The organism is Cellulosimicrobium cellulans (assembly GCF_006539945.1).
GTDB classification, from domain to species: domain Bacteria; phylum Actinomycetota; class Actinomycetes; order Actinomycetales; family Cellulomonadaceae; genus Cellulosimicrobium; species Cellulosimicrobium cellulans.
The window spans coordinates 1-20,020 of sequence record NZ_BJNZ01000045.1 but is presented as its reverse complement, the minus strand read 5'-3'; the positions used below and the strand labels follow the sequence as shown (position 1 = coordinate 20,020).

Sequence of the window (20,020 nt, the reverse complement as noted above, 5' to 3'; positions counted from 1 at the left end):
GCACTGGCAGCAGTGGCGGCTGCACTCCACGTCGCTCGACCGCCTCGCGGCGGCCGTCGCGCGTGCCGCTCGTGCCGCGCTCGGCGCCCCCTGACGTCCGGCGGCAGCCCGTCCCTCGGACGCCCGCGAGAGCCCGCACGGCGTCGGAGGCGTCGGTGCCGCCCCTGGGCACCGAGCGCTGCCGCACGGGGCACACTCAGGGGGTCCCCCGCTCGCAGGGCCGAGCGACCACCACACCGAGGAGCACGATGGCGTACTTCTTCCGCACCGGCGCGACGACGTTCCGCGCGAGCCCGCACGTGGGCGGGGCGTGGCGCACCGAGGAGCAGCACGTCGCGCCCGCGCTCGGGCTGCTCGCGCACGTCGTCGAGACCGACCGCGTCGCCCGCGGACGCGACGACCTCGCCGTCTCGCGCCTCGCCTACGACATCTGGGGCGTCTTCCCGATCGGCGACGTGGAGACGCGGGTCCGGGTGCTCCGCCCCGGGCGGGGCGTCGAGCTCGTCGAGGCGACGCTGTGGTGCGCGGGCCGCTGCGCCGTCTCGCTCCGGGCGTGGCTCGCGCGGACGGGTGACACCGTCGGCCTCGCCGGCGGTGCGCCGGCACCCGTCCCCGGACCGGACCGGACGCCACCCTGGGAACCCGCGACCGTCTGGCCCGGCGGCTTCATCGACTCCCTCGAGGTTCGCCGCACCGCGGTCGAGCCGGGACGCGCGACGGTCTGGGTGCGCACCGACGTCCCGCTCGTCGCCGACGAGGAGGTCGGGCCGCTCGCGCGCACCGCAGGTCTGCTCGACGCCGCCAACGGCATGGCCGTGCGCGCGGACCCGCGGGAGGTCGCCTTCCCCAACGTCGACCTCACGGCCCACCTCTTCCGCGCGCCGCTGGGCGGCTGGGTCGGCCTGGACGTCTCGGTCGTGTTCGGCCCCGCAGGCGTCGGAGTCACGCACAGCACGCTCCACGACGAGGCCGGACCGTTCGGGACGCTCGCCCAAGCCCTCGTCGTCCGCTCGCCGGCCGCGCCAGAGGGTGCACCTACCGGCGCGTGACCGTCCCGCCAGGGCTCCCCGTGCGTGCTGCGTCGAGCACGCAGCGCTCGACGTCCCGGACGACCTGCTCCGCCGTCGCGTCGTCCAGGCGCGTCGTGTCGGCCGTGAGGACGACGTCGATGCCCCCGCCCGGGGCGTCGACGAGGTGCAGCGTGAGCGTGACGCCACCCTGCTCGTCGGACGCGTCGGCGCGCGCGAGCCGGCGCGACCGCGACGGGCGGGCGCGCAGCGTCCGGTCGGGACCGGTGCCGCGGCGGTCGTTGTACCAGCACGTGCCGTCGTGGGCGGTCGACGGGTCGGCCGCGACCTCCGCCTGGATCCGGTCCTTGTCGTAGTACGCCGACCGGTACGCCGTCATCGCCGCGCGCCAGACCCGCGTGCCCACCTCGTCGAACGGCGCGTCGAGGCCGTCCACGTGCACGAGGCCCTCCATGGCCGTCGTCACGGCGGCCTCGGCGAGCTCCCGGCGGAAGCGGTTGCTCACCATGACCTGGAGCGCGAGGTCGTCTCGGCCCGCGGCGAGGGCGAGCGCCCGGCACGACGCCGCGAGCAGGACGCCCGACGTGCTCGTCCGCCAGCGCGCGGCCACGCGCTCGGCCGCCGGCCCCAGACGTCGCGAGCGCAGGACCGTCTGCCGGTACCGTGGCCCGCCGCCGGACGCCTCGACGGGGCGTGGCGCGAAGACCCGAGCCGGGGCGGCGCGCATGGTGCGCAGGGTGCGTGCGCGCGCGGCGGCGTCGTGACGTCGTCCCTCGTCCGACGTCTGCCAGGCCGCCTCGTCGAGCGGCGTCCACGCCCCGGGGTCCGGCAGCGCGCCGCCCGCGGCGAGCGCCGTGAGGTCGGCGTCGAGGACGGGGAGCCCCCAGCCGTCGAGCGCGGTGTGCGCGACGACGAGCGTCGTGTGGTGCACCGCGCCGTCCACCGTCACGAGGCCGGCCCGCACGGGCAGCTCGCTCGGATAGTCGAACGCGCGGCCCCAGAGCTCGTCGCGGAGCCGCGCGCCGCACGCCGCGACCTCGTCGACGTCGGCGACCCGCTCCTCGACGACCTCGACCGTCCCGGGGCCGCACAGCTCCTGGACGAAGCCGTCGCCGCGCGGGTGGATCCGCGTCCGCAGCGAGTCGTGCCGCTCGACGAGCGCCCGCACGACGGCGGTGGCGGCCTCGGTCGGCACCGGCTCGTCGAGCGGTCCGCCCCACACGAGGTTGAACTGGTGGTCCAGCGGCTCCAGCGCGGCGAGCGCGCGCCGGATCGCGGTCTGGCCCCACGTCGCGGGACCCTCGCCCGCGCGCCCGCCGACCTCGAGCTGATGCACGACCCTCACCGCGTACCTCCGACGCCGAACGGCCCCGTGGGCGACGGCGGCTCCGCGCCCCGGACCCGGGTGCGGGGCGCGTGCGGCCGCGGGCCCGGCGTCGCGCAGGCCGCCACGGCGCCGGCAGGTGCCGCCACGTCGCTCACCCACCACTCCTGCCCGCGCCACGGGCCGCCGTCGGCCCGCACGATCCCGGGGGCCCGGACGTCGAGCCCGAGCACGTCGAGCAGCCGCCCCCCGACCGCCTTGGCGCAGGCCTCCAGCCGCGAGAACCGCCGCCACAGGTCCCCGTCCGTGCCCGACCGCGCGTCCCCCGGGGCGAGGAACCGCGCGGCGAGGCGGTGGACGTCCACGCGCGGGTCGCGCACCTGCACGTCGACGCCCACGTCCGTCTCGGCGAGCGCGACGAGCGCGTGGTCGCCGCTGCGGCTGAGGTTCCACCGCTGCCCGACGACGGGACCCGGCTTCCCGTGCGGTCCCACCTCCCAGCGCACGTCCGCGGGCCGCAGACCCGTGCGCGCCGCGAGGAGCTCGCGCGCGGCGACGTGGGCTCGCACGTACCGTGCGGCGTCGGCCGGCGAGGCGAGGCGGCGGGCACGGTCGCGCTCCGCCGCGTCCAGCACGTCAGCACCGAGCACGACCTCACCCGCCGTCGAGCACGACCTGACGGTCGGGATGGAGCCCAGAACGGCCCCCATGTCGTGTTCGGCGGGGAGCGGGGTCGTCGTGACGAACCACAGCTCGATCTCCGGCTTCAGGTCGACCGCGCTCACGCGACCTGCTCCGGCAGGGCGTCGCCGAGCCCCTCCGACGGAGGCTCGGACGCGCCCGCGGCACGCCGCGTCACGACGACCTCCACCTGACCGTCGACCGCGCGGGCGGCGACCGGGCGCAGGTCCGCGACGCCGTGGTGCGCTCCGGGGACGTCGTCCGGGCCGACGGCGAGCACGGTCGCCGTCGCGCACCGACCCGCCGCGACCCCCGCGGCGGAGTCCTCCAGGACGAGGCACCGCCGCGGGTCGACGCCGAGCAGCCGCGCCCCGGCGAGGAACCCCTCCGGGTCGGGCTTGCCGCGCGCCACGTCCTCCGCGCCCACGAACCGTGCCGGCACCGGCAGGCCGGCGGCCGTCAGGCGCGCGAGCGCGACCTCGCGCGCCGCCGACGTCACCACCGTCCAGGCCCGCGGGTCCAGACCCTCCAGCAGTGCCGCGGCGCCCGGCACGGCCACGACGCCCTCGGTGTCGTCGCACGAGATGCGGTGCAGCCACTCGACCTCGCGCGCGACGTCGGCGTCCGGCGCCACGAGGCGGACCACCTCGACGTCGCGACGGCCGTGCGACGCCGTGACCACCGCGTCGCCGTCGAGCCCGAGCCGGGCCGCCCACGCGAGCGTGTGCCGCTCGATCGCGGCGGACGAGTCGACGAGCGTCCCGTCGAGATCGAGCAGCAGGGCCGCGCCGCGCCATACCCACGCGCCCGCCGACGCACGGTCCGACGGGGCGGTCGGGGTCGCGTTCACAGCAGCGTCTCCGCACGCGCGAGCCGCGCCTCGGCGTGGACCTCTGCGTACCGCTGCACGGGTCCCGCCGCGTGCTGCACGCCCAGCGCGGCCGGGCTCGGCCGGCCGGGCGCGTCCCCGTCCGCGCGCGTCACGACCGGGAGCACGTGCGCGGCGACGGCGCCCGCGAGCGCCACCAGGACGTCCGCCGCGGTGCGGCCCGGAGCGTCGGCCAGGTGCCCCGGCCACCCGTGCGGCTCGCCCGTCGTCGCGCCCGGAGGTGCGGCCGCCGTCCTGCGCGACGCCCACAGCCCGCGCGAGACGTAGCGTCCGCCGGGGTCGACCCCGAGAAGCCCCCGCGTCTCGACGTGCTCGCACGCGAGGACCTCGACGACGGCCCGGGCGTCAGGCCCGTCGGGTGCCGCGAATTCGTCGGGTGCGTCAGGCGCCGCAGGGGCCTCGACCGTCTCGGGTACGTCAGGCACGTCAGGCGCCGCGGGAGCGTCGGACGTCTCGGGCGTCTCGGGACGGTCGGATCGACCCGAGGGCGTCCCGCCGACGCCCACGGCGTCATCGGGCCCGGCGACCCGGTGCTCGGCGGCGCCGTCGAGGTCGACCTGCGCGCTGAGGCGACGCACCGCGTCCTCGGCACGCGCGCCGCACGCCGGGCAGTCGTGCACGACGACGCGCACCGGCACCGCGGGTCCGGCCGCGCGGCACACGACCTCGGCGTCACGCTCCCCGAGGAGCCGCGCGGCGGCGAGCGCGGCCCGTTCGAGGCCGGCGCTGGCCGCCCCGTCGCCCACCCGCCCCCCGACGACCGGTGCCGAACCCGGGGTTGTGGGCCACCCCGGCGTCGAACTCGCCCCTGACCCCGGGTTCGGCGGGGTGCTGGTCCGCGTCTCGCCCGCTAGCAGCGCGTCGAGGCCGAACGCGACGAGCTCGGTGACCACGGGCTCCGGGCGGTCGGCGGGGAGGAGGCCGGAGAGCACCCACGTCCGGACGGCAGCGGCCCGGTGCGCCGGGGCGTCCGGGCCGGCGGGGGTCGGCCAGGCCGTGCGGGCGACGTCGTGACCCAGCAGCCAGCACGCCGCGCCGAGCTCGCCGAGCGCGGCGCGCGAGACGGGGTCCAGCTCCGGGGAGGCGCCCGCGACGAGCACCGACACGTCGTGCGCGACCGTCGCCGGGTCGACGCCGAGCCACCACGACCATGCGTCCCAGCCCCAGCCGAACGGGTGCTCGAGCGGTTCGCCGGCGCCCGGACGGAGCACGCGCAGCGTGCAGCGCGAGCGTTCGAGCGTGACCGCGACCGGCCGGAGGGTCGCCGGCGAGCGCGACGGCTCGCGGTCGAGGCCGGGCAGGTCCCACGCGTCCGGGTCGACGGCGTCGCCCGCCGGGACCGTCGCGTGCCGAGCCCCGTGCGCGTCGTTGCCCGCGAGGCTCGGGCCGTCGCCGTGCTCCAGGAGGTGCGGCAGCGTCGCGACGACGGGGTAGCCCTCGCGCGCGCAGAACGTCACGACGGCCTCGTCGTCGTCGCGCTCGTCGTCGGGCAGGGCCGCGAGGTGGGCAGCGAGGCGCAGCGCGCCGACCGCGGGGAGGACGAGGCCGAGCGTGGGCACCCACTCGTCGTGGCCGAGCGGCGCCCACGCCTGCCCGGCGGCGGCCGCCGCGCGCACGAGGTAGGCGTTGCGCGGGCTGTTCCAGTTCGAGTAGAGCGCGACGGCGTGCCGGTCCCGGGCGCGCACGGCCCGCAGGACGAGCTCGGCGAACCCCGGGACCGGTGTGACGTCGTCCTGGAGCACGAGGTGGTGCGTCGCGCCCGGCGCGACGGCGGCCCACGCGCGCTTGGCGGTGCGCAGCGGGCTGGGCGGGCCGTCGGGGTCGGGGTCCTCGACGACCCGTACGTCGAGCGGCGCGCACGCCGCGACCAGGTCCGAGACGTCGCCCCGCGCCGGGTGGTGCATGACGACGACGCTGAGCACGGGCTCGGGGGCGTCCGAGCCCGGACCGGCCGCCGCACGCGGGACCGCGCCCGCTCCGGGCACGTCGCGGACCGGTGCCGTGCGGACCGGGGCGGTACCGACCGGCACGTCCTGCACCGGCGGCGTCGCCCCCCGCGCGGTCACGGCGCGACCTCCACGGCCGAACCGGCCCGCTCGACCGCCTCGGCCGGCTCTTCCGTGGCCCGCCGACGGACGAGGCGCACCGCGACGGGGAGCATGACGACCAGCCCGACGACGTTCGTCACGGCGATCGTCGTGTACAGCGCGGTCGGACCGCCGCCCGCGCGCGCGAGGGTGCCGCCGATGCCGAGCGAGACGGCGTGGTAGAGCACGTTGAGCGTCACGGCCACGCGCCCGTACCCGAGCTGCTCGAGCAGGGTCAGGAGGAAGAGCACGAGCCCGACGCCCGCGTACGACGGCCCGACCACGCGCAGGTAGAGCGCCGCCTGCGCGGCGACGTCCGGGTCCGCGGAGAGCTGGCCCGCGACGAGCGGCGCGGTCAGGAGGACGAGCGCCCCCACCACCACGTACACGCCCGCGACGACGACGGTGCCCGCGCGCAGCGTGCGCGGCAGCAGGCCGAGCTCGCCCGCTCCCCACTGCTGGTTCATGACGATGCTCACCGCGGCGGCGAGCCCTATGGCCGGGACGATCACGAGCGTCTGGACCGTCGCGGCGCCGCCGAACCCGGCGACGACGTCCGTGCCCGACGGCCCGAGGACCCACACCATGACGAGGTTCGTCACGGTGAGCAGGAGGTAGGACAGGCCGACCGGCAGGCCGACGCCGAGGAGCAGCCCGCGCACGTCGATCCGCTCGACCACGACATCCTCGGGAGGATCGTCCGACGTCGTCGGCTCGGCGGCCGGCGGGACGGCGAGCGGGTCGGACGGCGCAGCACCCGTCGGGGCGGACGGTGCCGCGACCGGGGGCGTCGTGGAGGACGGAGGCGGCGGGGCGGGCGTGGTCCACGAGCCCGCGGGGAGCGCGCGGAGCGCCCGTCGCCACGCCGCGGCGAGCCGCCGCGGTGCCGGGTGGTGACGCAGCGCGAGCAGGCGTCGCAGCCCGGGGACGTGGCCCGGCCGCGGAAGGAGCCGGGCGCGCACGAGGAGCGCCCAGGCGACGGCCGCGCCGACGAGCGTCGACCCCGCGATCGCGACCGGGACCGCGAGCACGCCGAACCCGGCCACGAGCCCGACGAGCCACACGACGAGCACCTGGAGCCCCGCGACGAGCAGCGCCACGGTCGCCGACGCCCCGGTGCGCGCCCACCCCCGCAGCGCGGCGGCCGCCACCGCCGTCGGGACGGACAGCACGCTCGCGACCACGGTCCAGCGCGCGAACGCGACGAACTCCGCGACGAGCGGCGCGGGCACGGACAGCACGTCGGCGAGCGCCGGGGCGGCGAGGACCACGAGCAGCGCGACCCCGCCGAGCACCGCCGCACCGCCACCCACGAACCGCCCCAGCAGCGCCGTGGTGGCCGACGTCGGGACGGCCGCGACGACGTCGTCGCCCGCGCCGTCCCCGGTGTCGCGCCCCCGTGCCCGGACCCGGGACCCGTGCAGGCGCGCGAAGCCGACCTGCGTCGAGACGTCGAGGCCTTCCTGGACCGCGAGCACGAGGAACGTCACGGGGATGAAGAGCGACCGGACGTAGAGCGCGTCGTCGCCCATGTGCCCCAGCAGCGCCGCGACGACGAGCTGCGCGAGCGCCCCCACGACGAGCGCCGCGCAGATCGGGGCGGCGAGGCGCACGACGCGCCGGCGCAGGGTCCCGACCGTCGGCTCCACGGCCGGTGGCGGCGAGGCGGTCGCGACCGGGGTCGCGGCCGGCTCCCTAGACGAGCTCGGCATGCCGTGCCCTGCCCTGCAGCCAGCCCTGCGCGAGGGTGAGCCGCTGGACGGTCCGCGTGCCCTCCATCATCTCCAGGCCGGGCACGTCGCGGACCAGCTTGTCGAGGTACGGGTGCTCCCACCGCGCGCCGGGGCCGAGCAGCGCGGGCACCGCGTGCGTGACCTCCTCCGCGAGGTCGAGCGCGGTGGCCTTGGCCGCCGCGGGCAGCGTCCCGTCCGCGGGGTCCGCGTCGGCGGCCCGCGCGGCCTGGAGCACGAGGGCGCGCGCGGCGTGGAGCCGGTCGTCGAACGTCTCCAGGCGCCACCGCTCGTCGGCGGTGAACGACGACCGCTCGACGCGCACGTGGTCGAGCGCCGCCTGCGTGACGCCCACCGCGAGCGAGGCGACGACGGGTCGCAGCCGGTTGAAGGTGCGCACCGCACCGAGGAGGCCGCGACGCGACGGCGACAGGTGCCGCCCGAGCGTGTCCTGCTCCAGCAGGGGCACGTCGTGCAGCCGCACCTCGCCGAGCTGCACCGCGCGCATCCCGGTCGTCACGAGCGGCGCGGCGTCGAACCCCGGCCGGTCGGTGTCGACGAGGTAGACCCCGACGCCCAGCGGGCCCGGGCGGTGCCGGGCGAACACGACGCCGAGGCTCGCGCGCGCGACGTTGCCCACGTACTTCTTGTGCCCCCGCAGCACGGGAGCGCCGCCGGCCTCGTCGACCGCCGTCTCCAGGGCGGCGGCGTCCGAGCCGCGGTCGGGCTCGGTGAGGCCGAAGAACGTCCACGTGCCCGGCTGGGCCACGCGACGGTAGAAGCGGTCGCGCTGCTCGTCGTCCGCGAGGTCGTCCACGACGACCCCGGACATGGACGGCCCGGGCGCCCCGACGACGACGGACGCGTCGCCCCACGCGAGCGCCTCGGCGACGACGACGCGCTCCACGCACGTACGCACGTGCACCGGCACGCCCCGCACGCGCAGCGGGTCGTCGAGGTACCCCGGCGGGAGTCCGCCGAGCTGTCGGTACGGCAGGGCGCCGGAGTCCAGGAGGTCCTGGAGCGCGGCGGGGTCGGCGTCGATCGCGAGGGCGTGCTCGCGGAGCGCCGCGCCGACGGGCCGCAGGTGGTCGCGCAGCGCGACGAGGTCGACCGTGGTCATGCGTCCTGCCCCTCCCGGCGGTGAGACGTCTCGGCGACGACGCCCGGCAGCGTCCCGCTCGCGTGGCCGAGCAGGTCGATCGTGCGCGCGAGGCGTGCGGCGTCGCCGTCGACGTACCCCGACGCGCCGAACAGGTTGTGGACGGCACGCGACGAGCGGTCGAGCACCGCCGTGACGCGCGCGAGCGAGGACCCGGAGACCATGGCGCGTCGATCCGGCGACCCGGCAGCCGGGGCCTCCTCCCGCGAGGCGACCCCGCCCAGGAGCGACTGCGCCTCGAGGTGGGCGAGCGCCGCGTCGGCGAGGACCAGGCGGACGGGCGGCAGGTTCACCGTCGCCGTGCCGCCGACCGTCCGGCCGCGCAGCCGCTCCACGGCCCGGTCGGTCAGACGCTCGCACAGCCCGGTCCGGACCCAGGCGACGCCGACGCGCCAGGCGGCGTCGGTGGCGCGTGCGCCCGCTCCGGGTGCCACGGCGGCGCGGGGTGCCCGCCACACGCGCAGCGTGCCGACGTCCGACGCCACGTCGCCGACCCGCGCCCACCCGCCCGGGGGCGGGACGTCGTCGGGCAGCAGGACGCACTCGCCCGGCAGCGCCGCGACGGGCAGCAGGCCCCCGAGGGCGGTGAGCGCCGCGACCGCGCCGAGCTCGCGCGCGACGGCACGGAGGTCGGCAGGGCCGTCCGCGCGGACCCCTGCGCCACCCTCCTCGGGCAGCACCCCGCCGGCCGCGACGGGGGCGACGACGTCCGTGCTCATGCGAGCACCGCCTCTCGGGCCAGGTCGTCGGCTCCCGGGGAGGTTGCCTGGACAGCGCGTGGGCCGAGCACGAGCGAGCAGCGGTAGCCCAGCTCGAGGCACCGCTCGTGCAGGACGACCGGCGCGTCCGGGACGTCGTCGCACGCGGCGAGGACCTCCCAGACGCCCGTCGCCGCCGCGCCCGGGTCGGCGTGCAGGACGACGTCGTCGGCGTCGGGCACCTCGCCCGGGTCGACGTCGACGCCAAGGACGACGCGGCGCGCGTCGGGCGACGCCTCACGCCCCGGTACCTGAGCGACGTCGTGCGCCGCGGCAGCCGGACGAGGCCCGCGGGGCGCGCGCGCGACCGACAGCGCCTCGACCGGCCGCCCCGCGCCGTCGTGCCCGACGACGAGCGCGACGACGCGGTCGCGCGCGGGCACGCGCGTCGCCGTCGGCGGCAGCGTGCACTGCTCCAGGACGAGGACGAGGGCGTCGCCCCCGAGCCCGGCACCCTGCGGGCCGCCGTGCGCGAGCTCCTCGTGCGCGAGCCGCAGCGCGGTGAACGGTCCGGCCAGCCCCTGCTCCGTCACGCAGAACGTGTACGGCCGGTCGTCCAACAGGTCGGCGACGAACCCGCCGAGCAGGCGCTCGTGCTGGAGGTCGGGGGTCGTGACGACGAGGACGACGAGGCGCACGTCGTCGAGCAGACCGCGCTCCGCGAGCGCGGAGCGTGCCGCGCGGATCATCGTCGGGTAGTCCCGTCCCGGGCCGGTCTCCAGCCAGTCTGTCGGCTGGTCCTCCCCGTACACGTACCGCAGGTCCTCGGCGACCGACCGGCGCGTGCCGTCCCCGACGGGGACGAGGTCGTCGACCGGGACGTCCACGACGCCCCGCACCCGCAGGACGGCGCCGCCGGGCGTCGCCCAGGATGCCGTCCTGCTCCTGCCCCCGAGCGTCACGTCAGTTCCGGGTCGAGTGCTCGACGACGAAGTCCGTCAGCGAGCCCACGCTCTCGAGGTGGTGCTGCTCGAGCGACTCCGGGTCGACCTCCATGTCGAGCGAGTCCTCGAGGGCCATGAGCAGGCCGAGGACGCTCGTCGAGTCGAGGTCGAGGTCGTCGAACAGGCGGGTCGCGTCCGTGACGTCGGGCAGCGGGCGCCCGAGGACGCTCGACAGCGCCTCGACGACCGCGCCGACGACGCGCTCGCGGCCGAGGGACTCCTGGGACTCGGTGTTCGTGGGGGTGCCGATGCTCACGGTGCGTACCTCCGGATGGTGGGTCGTGCGCCCGCGGTGCGGGCGGCGGCTGGGTGCCGGCCGGGTCGGCCGGCGGGTCAGGGGGCGGCGACGGCCTCGGTCGGGGCGACGCGCGCGCCGAGGTCGTGGAAGACCTGGCGAGACAGGAGGTCGTCGGGCGTGTCCGCGTGCCGCACGAGGAACGACTCGTCGCCCAGCGTCAGCACCTCCGCGGGGTAGCCGTGGCTGAGGAAGTGCACGGGCGACGCCGTCGCGCCGTACGCGCCGGACCGGTCGACGGCGACGAGGTCGCCGGCCGCGAGGTCCGCGGGGAGCGGGACGGCCTTGCCGATCGTGTCGTTGGGCGTGCACAGCGGGCCGGTGACGTTCCACGGCACGTCCTCGGCGCCGGACGCGGGGCCCACCCTGCGCATCGGGAAGTTGCGCTTGACGAACGACCCGATACCGACCGCCGCCATGTGGTGGTTGGTCCCGCCGTCGGCGACGGCGAACCGCTCGCCCATCGACTCCTTCACGTAGCGCACGCGCGCGACGTACGTGCCGCACAGCGCCACGAGGTAGCGGCCGAGCTCCATGACGAGGTCCGTCGCGGGGTGCCGCTGCACGAACGCCTCGACCACCGGGTTGAGCGCCGCGGTGAGGACCTCGACGTCGAGGTCGCGCTCGCGCTCGAAGTACGCCACGCCCAGGCCCCCGCCGACGTCGACGAGCTCGAGCGGGAAGCCGAGCCGGTCGGCGAGCCGCTCCGCGAGCTCGAAGATGCGCGTCGTGTTCTCGACGATCGTGCCCTCGTCGAGGATGCGCGTGCCCATGTACACCTGGACCCCGACGACGCGGGCCGTCGTCAGCCCGGCGCACAGGTCCGGCGCGTCGAGCAGCTGCTGCTCGTCGATGCCGAACTGGCGCGGCTTGCCGCCCATCGTCAGCCCGGAACCCTTGACGGAGAACGACGGGTTGACGCGCAGCACCACGCGCGCGGGACGCCCGGTCGCGCGGGCGAGCTCGTCCACCAGCGCCAGCTCCGGCAGCGACTCGACGATGATCGCGCGCACGCCCGAGTTGAGGCACGCCACGAGCTCGTCCCGGCTCTTGCCCGGCCCGAGGAACAGCACGTCCTGCGGCTCGACGCCCGCCGCGAGCGCCGTCCGCAGCTCGGTGAGCGACGACACCTCGGCGTTCGCGCCGAGCGAGTGCAGCAGCCCGCAGATGCTGACGTTCGGGTTCGCCTTGAGCGAGTAGAAGATCCCCAGCGCCGGGTGCAGCCGCTCGCGCAGCGCGCGGTAGTTCGCGGCGAGCACGTCGCCGTCGTACACGTACACGGGCGTGCCGAACTCCTCCGCGACCGCGGCGAGGTCCGCGCTCCCGGGCGTCGGCCGGCTCGGCGTCGCGGTCATCGGGGGTCTCCTTCGGTCGGGTCCGCGGTCGGTCCTGCAGCGGTGCGCCCGGCCAGCCGCTCCGTCACGGCGCGGTCGAGGCGGGTCAGCGCCTGCTCGTCGGGCGCGACGAGCAGGCCGTGGAGCCGGCCGGCGAACGTGCCGCCCGGGGTCGGGGACGACGCGCCGGCGTTGACCGTGCCCGTCCCCTGGACGACGAGGCCCGCCTGCCCGGCCGCGCCGGGGAGCAGGTCGCCGAGGACGTCGTGGAGCGCCGCGAACGACAGCGGCGCGTCGAGCACGAGCGGGTACTGCCGCGCGAGCGCGACCCACCCCTCTGGCTGGAACCGCTCCTGGAGGGGGACGGTGTACGTGGACATGTTGCTGCGCGCGTTGATCTCCAGCACCGGAAGGAGGGAGCCGTCCGTGCGCACGAGCGCGTCGACCCCGACGAGGCCGTGGAAGCCGTCGGCGGCGAGGCGCGCGCCGAGCCGGCCCGACAGCGCGGCCAGCGCGTCGACCTGCACCGCGGGCAGCCGCGACGGGATCCGGTGGCCCTTGTGGACCCCGCCCTCCGTGATCGCCTCCTTGACGAAGTCGAACGTGACCGAGCCGTCCTGCGCGACCGTGAAGTGGTAGTTGAGGTCGGTGGCCTTGTCCGCCCAGACCTCCACCACGACGGCGAGGCGGTCGTCGCCCGAGCGCGCGGCCCGGCGCGTGACCATGCGTACGAGCTGGTCGAGGCGGCGCGGGTCGTCCACGACGAGGATCCCCTTGCCGGAGACGCCGTACGCGTCCTTGACGCCCACGGTCGCGCCGTCCGAGACGAGCCGTGCCGCCTCCGCGCACGCGCGCTCGAAGTCCTCGACGGTGCGGCACGCCCAGCCGCGGGCCTGCTCGATCCCGAGCTCGTCGCACAGCCCGCGGCTGTAGACCTTGCTGTTGACGGCCTTGGTCGTCGTGGCGTCGGTGAGCACCGAGCGCAGCCCCGTCGCGACCGCGAGGTCCTCCTCCGCCGACGACGTCCCGTGCGCGAGGAGGCGCACGCCGTCTGCCGCGAGCCTGCGCAGTCGCTCGAGCAGCGCGGGCGAGTCGAGCGCGTCGAGGGTGACGGTGCGCAGCGGGTCGCTCGACTCGGCGACGTGCACGGTCGGGAGCCCGACGCCGAGCGCGTCCAGGTGGGCGAGGTGGTCCGGGTCGGGCTCGGCCTTGAGCACGACGTGATCGTCCGGGCCGGCGAGGAGCAGCGCGAGCTCGTCCATGCGGTTGACGAGCGCGGCCGTCGCCGACGCGCCGCCGACCGAGGGCAGTCCGACCTCCCCGACCGCCCACGCGTCCTCGACCTCGAAGTTCCCGAGCAGCACCAGCGGGGCGTCGGGCGCGCCCGCGAGCGCGCGCTTGGTCCGCGCGAGGAACGGCTCGGTGCCGGCTGCCGTCACGGCAACCGGGGCAGCGTCCGGGGCGGCGGCCTCCGCCACCTGCTCGACCGTCATGCGGGCTCCTCCGTCTCGTGGGGCGCGTAGCGCAGGACCATGGCGGAGAACGTGGCACCCAGCCCGACCGCCACCATGAGGAACGGGTCGCCGGGGCGCAGCCGGCCCTCGGCGCGCGCAGCGGCGTAGCCGATGAACGAGTCGGCCCCGAAGCAGTGGCCCGTCACGGGCACGTCGTCGAGCCGGACGCGCGCGATCGGCAGCCCGAGGCGCGAGCACAGGCGCCGCCACGACACGCGGTTCACGTTGTGCGGCAGGACGAGCGCGAGGTCGTCGAGCGCCAGGCCCGCGCGCTCGACCGCCTCGAGCACGACCTCCGCGAGCACCTCGGTGTACGCGACGCCGAACGGCCCGGCGAGGTCCTCCGGGAGCGGGACCTGGTGGTACTCGCCCAGGGTGCGCGTCGCGTAGGACAGCACGGGGCTGCCCGTCGGGCCGTCGGCGGACCCGCCCGCCGGCCCGGACGCCGGCCCGGACGCCGCCACGAGGACGGCCGCCGTGCCCTCGCCCATGATCGTCGTGCCCTCGATGAGGCGGGACCCGGGGCTGAACGCCTTCTCGCCGGTGAGGACGAGCGCGAGCGCGTCGGGGTCGCCGTCGGCGGCCAGCAGGCGCCCCGCGACATCCACGGCGAGCAGCGCGGACGCGCACGCGTGCTGGGTGAGGGTCCACACGACCGCGTGGTCCAGCCCGAGGCGGTCCGCGGCGTCGTGCAGGGGGTTGACCCCGACCGGGGCGACCGTCGCGATGGTGCGCGCGCCCAGCACGTACCGGACGCGGTGCTCGTTCCCCGCGAGGCCGGGCACGGCGCGCGCCGCGGCGACGAGCAGGTCGGTGAGGCTCTGGTGCGGCGCCGTGCACACCTCACGGAGCCCGAAGAAGCGCTCGAACACGCCGAGCTCGAGGTGGTCGAGGCCCAGCTCGTCCGCGAGGTCGCGGATGGGCACGCGCGTCGCGGGGACGTGCGCGCCGACGTCGACGAGGGTCGTCATGCCGCGGTCCCGGGAACGTCCACGACGCTGCGCAGGTGCGCGGCGAGCGCGCGGGGCGTCGGGTTGTCGACGACGGCCTCCGGGTCCAGGTCGACGCCCAGCGCGTCCTCCAGGTCGCCCAGCAGGGCCAGCACCTGGACAGAGCCGAGGCCGAGCCCGGCGAGGTCGCCCGTCGGGTCGACGTCGGCCGGGGCGACCCCCAGGGCGGCGGCGACGTGGCGCAGCACGAGGTCGTCGAGAGCGTCGGGCAGCGGTGCGGTCATGAGCGGGTCCCTGCGAGCTCGGTGCGCGCGCGGTCCCGGGACGCGCGCAGGGAGTGGAGCTCGGCGAGGTCGCCCCCGCCGTGCAGGTCGCGCGCCCGACCGCGCTGGATCTTGCCGCTCGTGGTCCGCGGCACCTGGCCGGGACGCACGAGGACGACGTCGTGCACTGCGGCGCCCGAGACGGAGGCCAGGTGGGAGGCCATCTGTCGCACCACGGCGTCGAGCTCGTCCTCGGCGCTCGCGCCGTCGAGCCGTGCCCCCGGCGTGGGCCGGAACTCCTGGACCGCGCACAGCGTGCCCGGCAGACCTTCCGCCTCGAACACCGCGCCCGGACGGCCCTCGGCCCCGGGGTGCAGGCGGCGCAGCTCGCGCTCGAGGTCGTAGGGGTACAGGTTGCGCCCCGCGACGATGAGGAGCTCCTTGATGCGCCCGGTGACGACGAGCTGGCCGCCGTGCAGCGCGCCGAGGTCCCCGGTCCGCAGCCACGGGCCCGTGCCGTCGGCGGCGACGGCGCCGAACGTCTCGGCCGTCGCGGTCGCCGCCGCGTCGCCCCAGTACCCGGCCGCGACGGTGCCACCGCGCAGCCAGACCTCCCCGACCGTGCCGTCGGGCACCTCGGCACCCTGGTCGTCGACGAGGCGCAGCTCCACCCCGCTCGGCGGGCCGCAGCACACGAGGCGCGCGCCCGCGACGCTGCCCCGACCCTGCGCGGCGGCGTCCGGGAGCGCGGTCAGGAACGACGCCTCCTCGAGCACGACCAGGCGGCCGTCGGCGAGCGCCGCCTCGTCCGCGGTGATGACGAGCGGGAGCCGGCGGTCCGGGTACGTGGCCGTCAGCGTCGCCTCCGCGAGGCCGTACCCCGGGCCGTGGGCCGACCCGCGGAACCCGACGGGCTCGAACCGGCGCGTGAAGGCGTCCAGGACGGCCGGGTCCACCGGCTCGGCACCGCCGAGCGCCCAGCGCAGGCGGGTGAGGTCGAGCTCGGCGAGCTGGTCGTCACGCACGCGCCGTGCGCACTGGTCGTAGCCGAAGTTCGGCGACGCCGTGACGGTCGCCCCGGTCTCCGTGATGGCGGAGAGCCAGCGGACGGGGCGCTTGAGGAACGACGTGGAGGGGACGATGACGGCGGTGGCGCCGAGGCCCAGGGGGACGAGCAGCATCCCGACGAGGCCGAAGTCGTGGTACCCCGGCAACCAGCTGCAGAACACGTCCTCGGGGACGAGGCCGAGGGTCGTCGAGAACGCGTCGTGGTGGTGCAGGACGTTCGCGTGCGTGACGACGACGCCCTTGGGGCTGCTCGTGGAGCCGGAGGTGTACTGGAGGAACGCGACGTCCTGCGGGCCCGGGCGGCCGCGCCGGGCCGGGCCGTCCGTGGCGCCGTCGACCACGGTCACGACGACGGGTCCGCCGTCGGCGCGCCGCAGCGGCTCGGCCCACTCGGTGGTCTCGGTCGCGGCGGTCGGGTCGACGAGCACGACGGCGGCGTCGCAGTCGACGAGCATGCCGCGCACGCGCTCGCGCTGGTACGCCTGCCCGCCCGGGAGCGGGGACGGGGCGGGGATCAGGCCCGCGTAGAAGCAGGCGACGATCCCGACGACGAACGACGCGGTCGCCGAGTAGAGGACCAGGGCCCGGTCGCCCGGCTCGTGCCGTGCGGCGAGGTCGGCCGCGAGCGCCGCCGCCTGCGCGTCGAGCTCGGCGTAGGTCAGCGTGCGCCGTTCGCCCACCTCGGGCACCACGACGACGGCCGCGTGGTCCGGCCGCTCGCGTGCGTGCTCGTGGACGAGGTCCACGAGGGTCAGGTCGTCGGGCTGCGCGCCCATGTTGCCCCCTCCGTCACCGGCGCCGGGACCGTCCCGGCGCGGAGGACGCCGGGCAGCACGAAGCCCGACCCGGCGGTCCGGGGGAAGCCTGGCAGCGGACGGACGCGGTGTAAACAAATCCGACGTGTCCGGAAGAGGACAAATGCCCGCTGAACTCCCCGTTCGTCACAAGGGTCCGACCGCCGGGACGGCTCTCGGCACCCCCGAGGAGGTCGACTACAGTCACACCGTGTGACGTCGTCGGAGCGGGACCCGGTCCTCGGCGCCAGGCGCTCCGCGCGGGCCGTCGCGCTGCGTCGAGCGCGCGACGTCCTCGTGCTCGACGACGGCAGCAGTCACGACCCGGACCCCCTCTGGGCGCGGGTGCACGAGCAGACCCGCCGCGAGGCGCGCGTGCGGGTCGTGACGGTCGAGTCGGCAGGATCGTCCCGCGCCGGACCGACGGACGACGTCCCGCCCGAGCGCGAGACCCCCGACGACAGCCCGCCCGACGACGCGCTGCCCGCCGCCGCCCGCCGTCCGGTCCCCGGCGTCCCTGACGACGTCCTCGGCCCCGGCACCGCCGTCGAGCACCGCGTGGCCCCGGCGCTGCCCCTGTCGCTCGTCGCGCTCGACGACACGGTCGTCCTCGTCGCCCGACCGGACCGCACGCGCGCCGTGACCGACCGGGACGCCGTCCGCGCGCTGCGGGCCCTCGCCGAGTCCGAGTGGGACCGGGCGCGCGCTGCCGACGACGCGCTCGCACCGAGCGAGGACACGCTGCTGCGGCTCCTCGCCGAGGGCAAGACGGACACCGCCGTCGCCGCACGGCTCGGGGTGTCTCCGCGGACGGTCCGGCGTCATGCCGCCGGACTCATGGGACGCCTCGGCGCGACGAGCCGGTTCGAGGCCGGGGCCCGGGCCGCCCAGCGCGGCTGGATCCGGATCACCGACCGTTAACGGGCAGCCGCCGCGAGCTCGGCGTCGCTGCGCAGGATGCAGAACTCGTTGCCCTCCGGGTCGGCGAGCACGACCCAGCCCCCGCCGTCGGGCGTGCGCCGGTCCGCGACCTGCGTCGCCCCGAGCGCGAGCACGCGCTCGACCTCCTCCTCGCGCGTGCGGTCCGTGGGCCGCAGGTCGAGGTGGACGCGGTTCTTCAGCTCCTTGTCGTCGGGCACCTCGACGAACAGGACGTGGCCGCGGCTCTCGACGGGCGTCCCGGCGTCGGCCGGCGGGACGATCATGCACTCCTCGTGGCCGGGCAGGTTGGGGTCGCCGGGCACGTCGGTGTACCCGAGGACCTGGGCCCAGAAGACGGACTGCGCGTAGGAGTCGCGCGCGTCGAACGTGGTGTGGGAGATGCGAGAGGTCATGGGCGCGACCCTGCCACGGTCCCGCCGCGCGGGCACCGCCTTTTCGGCCCAGACTGGCGCGCGTGAGCGCATCGACGAGGCACGTCGCGTGGACCGGCTGGGACGACGACCCGGACCGCCTGGAGGCCGCGACCGTCGCCGTGCGCGACGACCGGCTCGCGGCGCTCGGCACGTCGCGCGCGACGTCGTACGCGACCGCGTGGGCGCTGCGCACCGGCCCCGGCTGGGTGACCGAGCACCTCGACGTCTCCGTGCGCGGGCTCGGGTGGTCGCGCCACCTCGATCTCGTCCGGACGCCCGACGGCGCGTGGCGCGCCGACGTGCGCGAGTCGGGGACGCCGCCGTCGGGCCTCGCCGCGCCGGGGATCGCCGACCCGGCCTCGCTCGACGGCGCGCTCGACTGCGACGTCGCGCTGTGCCCGGTCACCAACACGATGCCGATCCTGCGCCTCGGGCTGCTCGGCGACCGCCCGCCGTCGGGCGAGACGCGCCTGGTCATGGCGTGGGTCGACCTGCCGTCCCTGGCGGTCCTGCGCAGCGACCAGGTCTACGCCGCGCGCGAGCCGCTCGACCCCACGACCGGGCGGGGTGTCGTCACCTACACGAGCGCGACGCGCGACTTCACCGCGGACCTCACGGTCGACGCCGACGCCCTGGTGGTGGACTACCCGCACCTAGCCCGCCGCCTCTAGCCCTCCCCCCCCCCCGCCGAGAACGACATGAGGGTCGCCATCCGGCGCTTTCCGTCCGTCAGGTCGTGCTCGACGGCGGGTGACGTCGTTCTCGGCTCAGTCCTGCGGCGGGCGGCGCAGGCGCTTGACCTCGGTGCGCCGCTTCTTGGCGCCGATCCGGCGCTCGACCGAGCCCCGGGTGGGCCGGGTCGCGCGGCGCGGCGGCCCGGGCGGGGCCACGGCGTCGGCCAGCAGGGCGGCGAGCCGCGTTCGCGCGGCGTCCCGGTTGCGCCGCTGCTCCCGGTGCTCGGACGCCGTGACCGTGACGACGCCGTCCACGACCCGCCGGCCCAGACGGTCCAGCACCCGTGCTCTCTGGGACTCCGTGAGCACCGCCGACCGCGCGACGTCCCACGAGAGCTCGACGCGCGAGTCGGTCGTGTTGACGCCCTGCCCGCCCGGCCCGGACGAGCGCGAGAACCGCCACGACAGCTCTGCCTCGGGGACGACCAGGGTGGTCGTCACGCGCAGGCCGGGGCGGGCGTCGTCGGGCATCCGTCCATCGTGCCCGACGGCGTCCCGCGCGGCCCAGGGGATTCGTGGCCCTCCGCGCGGTGGGGGCGGACCGGCGGACTGCGTCCGGGGCGGGTTCCTCAGCGATCGAGCTGCGCGTCGATCTCCGCGACGCGGGCCGCGACGAGGTCGCGGACGACGTCGTCGGGCAGCGGGTGGTCGCTCGAGAACCGGACGGTCCCCTTGGCGTGCGAGAAGCCGTCGAGCCGCGACTCGACGGCGGTCACCGCGGCCGGGCTGAACGGGTAGACCGCGAGGTGCTTCGCCGACGCCATGGCGCTGAGCAGCGCCTTGCCACGGTAGAGCAGCGCGGGCATGCCGTGGCTCGTGCCCTCCGTGGCGTCGGGCACGACGTCGCGCGCGACCCCGACGACGCGCGTGAGCGTCGCGCGGTCCGGCTCGTCGACGTCGGCCAGGTAGTCCGTGACGGTCCCCATCGGGACATCGTCCCGCCCCCGCGGCGGACCGCTCGGCGAGCGGGACGGTCCGTCCGACCTGCAAGATCACAGTGCGCCCACCTTGACCTCAACCGTGGTCGAGGTCCTAGCGTGGCTGCATACCGACGGAAGGAACCTGAGGAACCATGCCTGTCTACACTCTCCCCGAGCTGTCCTACGACTA

The 20,020-nt window shown here is 76.8% G+C and carries 20 protein-coding genes; 3 read left to right on the top strand and 17 right to left on the bottom strand.

What is annotated here, in order from left to right; all coding sequences use genetic code 11:
• Positions 1 to 248: 248 nt before the first annotated feature.
• Positions 249 to 1,049: a thioesterase family protein gene (locus tag CCE02nite_RS20070; RefSeq protein WP_141391348.1), complete on the top strand. Its 801-nt coding sequence runs from the start codon at positions 249 to 251 to the stop codon at positions 1,047 to 1,049.
• Here CCE02nite_RS20070 and CCE02nite_RS20065 read toward each other — a convergent pair.
• The 14 genes from CCE02nite_RS20065 to CCE02nite_RS20005 form a co-directional block, all read right to left on the bottom strand.
• A complete protein-coding gene (locus tag CCE02nite_RS20065) occupies positions 1,036 to 2,364 on the bottom strand; it encodes a condensation domain-containing protein (protein ID WP_170227392.1) in 1,329 nt (442 codons plus the stop codon). The genes CCE02nite_RS20070 and CCE02nite_RS20065 overlap by 14 nt on opposite strands.
• Positions 2,365 to 2,369: 5 nt before the next feature.
• A complete protein-coding gene (locus CCE02nite_RS20605; protein WP_170227391.1) occupies positions 2,370 to 3,137 on the bottom strand; it encodes a 4'-phosphopantetheinyl transferase family protein in 768 nt (255 codons plus the stop codon).
• The gene (locus CCE02nite_RS20060; protein ID WP_218027177.1) at positions 3,134 to 3,883 is read right to left on the bottom strand and encodes an HAD-IA family hydrolase; all 750 of its coding nucleotides are present in this window, start codon (positions 3,881 to 3,883) and stop codon (positions 3,134 to 3,136) included. The genes CCE02nite_RS20605 and CCE02nite_RS20060 overlap by 4 nt, the downstream gene beginning before the upstream one ends.
• Complete coding sequence (locus tag CCE02nite_RS20055; protein ID WP_141391346.1) at positions 3,880 to 5,988, bottom strand: hypothetical protein; 2,109 nt, start codon at positions 5,986 to 5,988, stop codon at positions 3,880 to 3,882. Before CCE02nite_RS20055 ends, CCE02nite_RS20060 begins: the two co-directional genes overlap by 4 nt.
• Positions 5,985 to 7,721, bottom strand: a complete 1,737-nt coding sequence (locus CCE02nite_RS20050; protein WP_141391345.1) for an MATE family efflux transporter — start codon at positions 7,719 to 7,721, stop codon at positions 5,985 to 5,987. The genes CCE02nite_RS20055 and CCE02nite_RS20050 overlap by 4 nt, the downstream gene beginning before the upstream one ends.
• Entirely contained in the window at positions 7,705 to 8,862 is a 1,158-nt protein-coding gene (locus CCE02nite_RS20045) for an acyl-CoA dehydrogenase family protein (RefSeq protein ID WP_141391344.1), read from the bottom strand. Before CCE02nite_RS20045 ends, CCE02nite_RS20050 begins: the two co-directional genes overlap by 17 nt.
• Entirely contained in the window at positions 8,859 to 9,620 is a 762-nt protein-coding gene (locus tag CCE02nite_RS20040; protein WP_141391343.1) for an acyl-CoA dehydrogenase family protein, read from the bottom strand. Before CCE02nite_RS20040 ends, CCE02nite_RS20045 begins: the two co-directional genes overlap by 4 nt.
• Positions 9,617 to 10,561, bottom strand: coding sequence for a hypothetical protein (locus CCE02nite_RS20035; protein ID WP_141391342.1), 945 nt, complete (start codon positions 10,559 to 10,561; stop codon positions 9,617 to 9,619). Before CCE02nite_RS20035 ends, CCE02nite_RS20040 begins: the two co-directional genes overlap by 4 nt.
• Before the next feature lies 1 nt (position 10,562).
• Positions 10,563 to 10,859 carry an acyl carrier protein gene (locus tag CCE02nite_RS20030; protein WP_218027175.1) on the bottom strand — a complete coding sequence of 99 codons (297 nt, stop codon included), beginning with the start codon at positions 10,857 to 10,859 and terminating at the stop codon, positions 10,563 to 10,565.
• A gap of 77 nt (positions 10,860 to 10,936) precedes the next feature.
• On the bottom strand, positions 10,937 to 12,253 hold the full coding sequence (locus CCE02nite_RS20025; protein ID WP_141391341.1) for a type III PLP-dependent enzyme: 1,317 nt from the start codon (positions 12,251 to 12,253) through the stop codon (positions 10,937 to 10,939).
• Positions 12,250 to 13,725, bottom strand: coding sequence for a preATP grasp domain-containing protein (locus tag CCE02nite_RS20020; protein WP_141391340.1), 1,476 nt, complete (start codon positions 13,723 to 13,725; stop codon positions 12,250 to 12,252). Before CCE02nite_RS20020 ends, CCE02nite_RS20025 begins: the two co-directional genes overlap by 4 nt.
• Complete coding sequence (locus tag CCE02nite_RS20015; protein WP_141391339.1) at positions 13,722 to 14,717, bottom strand: 3-oxoacyl-[acyl-carrier-protein] synthase III C-terminal domain-containing protein; 996 nt, start codon at positions 14,715 to 14,717, stop codon at positions 13,722 to 13,724. The genes CCE02nite_RS20020 and CCE02nite_RS20015 overlap by 4 nt, the downstream gene beginning before the upstream one ends.
• Positions 14,714 to 14,980, bottom strand: coding sequence for an acyl carrier protein (locus CCE02nite_RS20010; protein WP_141391338.1), 267 nt, complete (start codon positions 14,978 to 14,980; stop codon positions 14,714 to 14,716). Before CCE02nite_RS20010 ends, CCE02nite_RS20015 begins: the two co-directional genes overlap by 4 nt.
• The gene (locus CCE02nite_RS20005; RefSeq protein WP_141391337.1) at positions 14,977 to 16,803 is read right to left on the bottom strand and encodes a fatty acyl-AMP ligase; all 1,827 of its coding nucleotides are present in this window, start codon (positions 16,801 to 16,803) and stop codon (positions 14,977 to 14,979) included. The genes CCE02nite_RS20010 and CCE02nite_RS20005 overlap by 4 nt, the downstream gene beginning before the upstream one ends.
• Positions 16,804 to 17,034: 231 nt before the next feature.
• Here CCE02nite_RS20005 and CCE02nite_RS20000 point away from each other — a divergent pair, with 231 nt between their 5' ends.
• Positions 17,035 to 17,742, top strand: coding sequence for a helix-turn-helix transcriptional regulator (locus CCE02nite_RS20000; RefSeq protein WP_218027174.1), 708 nt, complete (start codon positions 17,035 to 17,037; stop codon positions 17,740 to 17,742).
• Here CCE02nite_RS20000 and CCE02nite_RS19995 read toward each other — a convergent pair.
• Positions 17,739 to 18,155 carry a VOC family protein gene (locus tag CCE02nite_RS19995; RefSeq protein ID WP_141391336.1) on the bottom strand — a complete coding sequence of 139 codons (417 nt, stop codon included), beginning with the start codon at positions 18,153 to 18,155 and terminating at the stop codon, positions 17,739 to 17,741. The genes CCE02nite_RS20000 and CCE02nite_RS19995 overlap by 4 nt on opposite strands.
• 62 nt (positions 18,156 to 18,217) lie before the next feature.
• Between CCE02nite_RS19995 and CCE02nite_RS19990 the strand changes: the two genes are divergently transcribed.
• Positions 18,218 to 18,847 carry a putative glycolipid-binding domain-containing protein gene (locus tag CCE02nite_RS19990; RefSeq protein WP_141391335.1) on the top strand — a complete coding sequence of 210 codons (630 nt, stop codon included), beginning with the start codon at positions 18,218 to 18,220 and terminating at the stop codon, positions 18,845 to 18,847.
• Between the two features lie 96 nt (positions 18,848 to 18,943).
• On the opposite strand, the gene arfB is transcribed toward CCE02nite_RS19990, so the two are convergent.
• Positions 18,944 to 19,381, bottom strand: a complete 438-nt coding sequence (gene arfB, locus CCE02nite_RS19985) for an alternative ribosome rescue aminoacyl-tRNA hydrolase ArfB (protein ID WP_047233431.1) — start codon at positions 19,379 to 19,381, stop codon at positions 18,944 to 18,946.
• Positions 19,382 to 19,479: 98 nt separating this feature from the next.
• Positions 19,480 to 19,836, bottom strand: a complete 357-nt coding sequence (locus CCE02nite_RS19980) for an iron chaperone (protein ID WP_141391334.1) — start codon at positions 19,834 to 19,836, stop codon at positions 19,480 to 19,482.
• Positions 19,837 to 20,020: the final 184 nt, after the last annotated feature.